2 protein-coding genes are annotated in these 2,856 nt (G+C 51.2%); one reads left to right on the plus strand and one right to left on the minus strand.

Annotated features, from left to right (window positions below):
* Positions 1 to 398: 398 nt before the first annotated feature.
* The gene (locus tag Q322_RS23735; protein WP_156953193.1) at positions 399 to 1,166 is read right to left on the minus strand and encodes a hypothetical protein; all 768 of its coding nucleotides are present in this window, start codon (positions 1,164 to 1,166) and stop codon (positions 399 to 401) included.
* Between the two features lie 571 nt (positions 1,167 to 1,737).
* Between Q322_RS23735 and Q322_RS0119840 the strand changes: the two genes are divergently transcribed.
* On the plus strand, positions 1,738 to 2,442 hold the full coding sequence (locus tag Q322_RS0119840) for a hypothetical protein (protein WP_029479568.1): 705 nt from the start codon (positions 1,738 to 1,740) through the stop codon (positions 2,440 to 2,442).
* Positions 2,443 to 2,856 lie beyond the last annotated feature (414 nt).

The following is a 2,856-nucleotide window of genomic DNA, read 5'->3' on the forward strand; positions in this document are numbered from 1 at the left end:
CTCAAGGAGAAACTGGTCGGTGCCTGGCAGCGCGTCAGATACATCCAGTTGCCGCGCCGCTTGATGGACTCTAATTTATGCCGCGATCAATAAACGTCTGATGCCTTATTATACACCCGATAGCTACTTATGACTAAATTTAATATATGATTGGCATCTCAAGGGTTAATCATTTAACGTGATGAATTCGATTTAGGGGAATATGAAGTGTACGAGTGTCAAACATGCAGATTCTGGAGTATGGAAAAAGGACTTTTAGAGGACAACGGGGGTGAGTGCCGAAATTTAGACCTAAAGCAGCATGGTGCAGAGGGTTGGGAAAATTGGGAAGAATACTTTCAACCACCAAGCGTGAAGTTCTTTTGTAACTTATATGAGTCTATAGTGGCGATAGAATTTCAAATTATGCTGCCCTCCACGTCTAAAGGATGAGTATTTAACGAGCGAAGTCTTTGAATATTATAACGATTTTCCAAAGAATTTTTTAAAATACTATCGAAGGGTTCCGGTGCGCACACGCCATGTATATGAATGTATTCGAGAGCAGTTCTCTCGCTTCCTGTTAGAACTAGCATCCTCTCTTCTTCTGGTAAAGCTCTGTTGCTTCGCAATTGAGTATTATCAAGTTGCTGATGCCAAAGATAAATCATAGCGTCTTCATATCGAGATCTTAAATTTATCTCAATATTTACGATATAGTTATATACAAATTCTAAGTACTTACGCGCCTCACCTTCTGAAGGTATTCGCCCTTCGTGTACTGCGGAATTGCGTAACTCAATTGCGTTAATTCTCGATGTAATTTTAGGTTTAAGTGATGGCGCTGATTGTTTGTGTTCAATAAGATATAATCCAAGAAATAATCCAGTACGGCGTTCAGATAGCTTGATATTTCGCCAAGCTAGTTCCAACTCGTCGAAATCTACTCCTGAATCTACCATAAATAAACGGCAATAATAACCCATAAAACTTTCTAAAGCAGTTGCGGCTGACATAACTGCTTCTCGCCAATATCCGTCAGAAAATGCATATAGAGAAAATTCAAATAAAATTTCAAACTGTTGATTTTGAATTAAATATATGTACTGGTGTCCACTTGGACAAGTTACCTTGAAGGTATTGGCGTTACCAAAGCTAATGAAATTAGAATTGGTACCATCAATCATGCTTGACTTACAGATAGGACAAACAGTTAAGTGGTGCATTAGTCCTCTACCTTAGGCCAATTTAATTTCGAAGTAGACTGAAGTCCCCACCTCAGCGGCCTTCGACGGCCAAATGACACCCCGCCTCTGTGTGGGGTGTTCTGTCAAAACTAGCGCACCAAATAAATAAGTTGAATCTTGGCACGGTCTCACAATTCAATTCTTCGCCCAGCACGGCGCTGGGCAGCAGCACGTAGACGAGGCATTAAACACCGCTGGGGCCTGGGAGAATCCGCCTACATAATCCACTTACCGCCCTATCTGGACCCCCTAGAGCCGCGCTGGGCGCACATTCAAGGGGTGTGTGAACCGTGTCTATTTATGTCAGGTTTTCGTGACCTTCTGGGCGCACGGTTGCGCGGTTTCTGCCGTGTCCTGGGCATGTTCTACCCGCTGAGCTGCACACCTCGCCCCCAGCGGGCGCAACTGGATAGCAACTGGGGGGCAACTTTCCACCCCCTGCCCCAGTTTTGACGCAACTTTCACTAATTTTCACCCCTGACGGTAGGCAGCACTGGGGTTAGTCTGGGGTATGGGAACGGGCCGGGATTATGTGCGTAAGGGCGACCCCTTCACCCTCAGCGTCAGCCGGGGCGAGGGGCCGCCCTGCGTGATCCACTGGGTCAAGAGCAGCACCGGGCGTGAATACTTTACGCGGGTGCCGGTGCACCGCTGCTACAGGCTCGACGCGCTCATGGTGGCTCAGTCGATCAGGGAACACGCCCAGCGCGTCGAGCAGCACCAGGGCGAGGCAGTCGACGCGCTCAACCTCGCCCCGCTGCTCGCGTTTGACTGGCACCCTGAGGGGCGGCGGCTCAGCGTCAGGCAGCACCATGAACCTAAGCAACTGCTCGCAGAGGTGCGGGTGAGTGTCCAGACCACGCGCACCGGGCGGGATGAGGCCCCAGGTATGCGCTACTGGCTCACCTGCCCCAGGTGCTCGCGGCGGTGCGGTTCGCTGTTTGCCTCGCCCTGGGATGGGCACGGGGTGAAGTTTTCAGGGCGAGCCGTGACCGGGTGCCGGGTGTGCCTGGGCCTGACGGATGAATCGAGGCAGAGCCATAAATGCCTGCACTGGGCGAGCGCGGTCATGGGGCAGCGGCCCTATAAGGTTGACCCCAGCGGGCGCTACAGGCGGCGGGGGTTCATGACGCATGAGCGGGCGCACCGGGTATTCATGGCGAGTTTTGGGCGGGCCTTTAAGGGCCTGGGCCTGACCATGCCGGGTGAGGGATAGGGCCGCGCTGTGGGTAAAAACCTGGGGCCAGATGGCCCTAACTTACGCTCAATTGAGCCTGGGTTTTCTGCCCGTTCAAAATGGGAATTACGGTCATCTGACCGTAGTTTTCTGCCCGTTCAACGGGCAGTATTCCCGGCGTTGCTGTCCTGTGCGCACTTTGATTTGAAACAGCGAGTGAGTCACTATCCGATTCGGACAGTGACTCGACACCTGCGGATATTCCGCACCTGACTGACTGGCGAATTTCGCCAGTCGCTCGACATTCTCCGTTTCATTGGAGATTGCTTGAGGCCCCAGCATGGGGTAACGACAAGATCGATACTGGTGGCGAAGTCAAAATCTGGCCTTTTCATCGATAGACGCCGGTGGCGCAGTGGCACAAAACACTGTTCTGGGAGACCGGCATCTGAC

The organism is Deinococcus frigens DSM 12807 (assembly GCF_000701425.1).
GTDB classification, from domain to species: domain Bacteria; phylum Deinococcota; class Deinococci; order Deinococcales; family Deinococcaceae; genus Deinococcus; species Deinococcus frigens.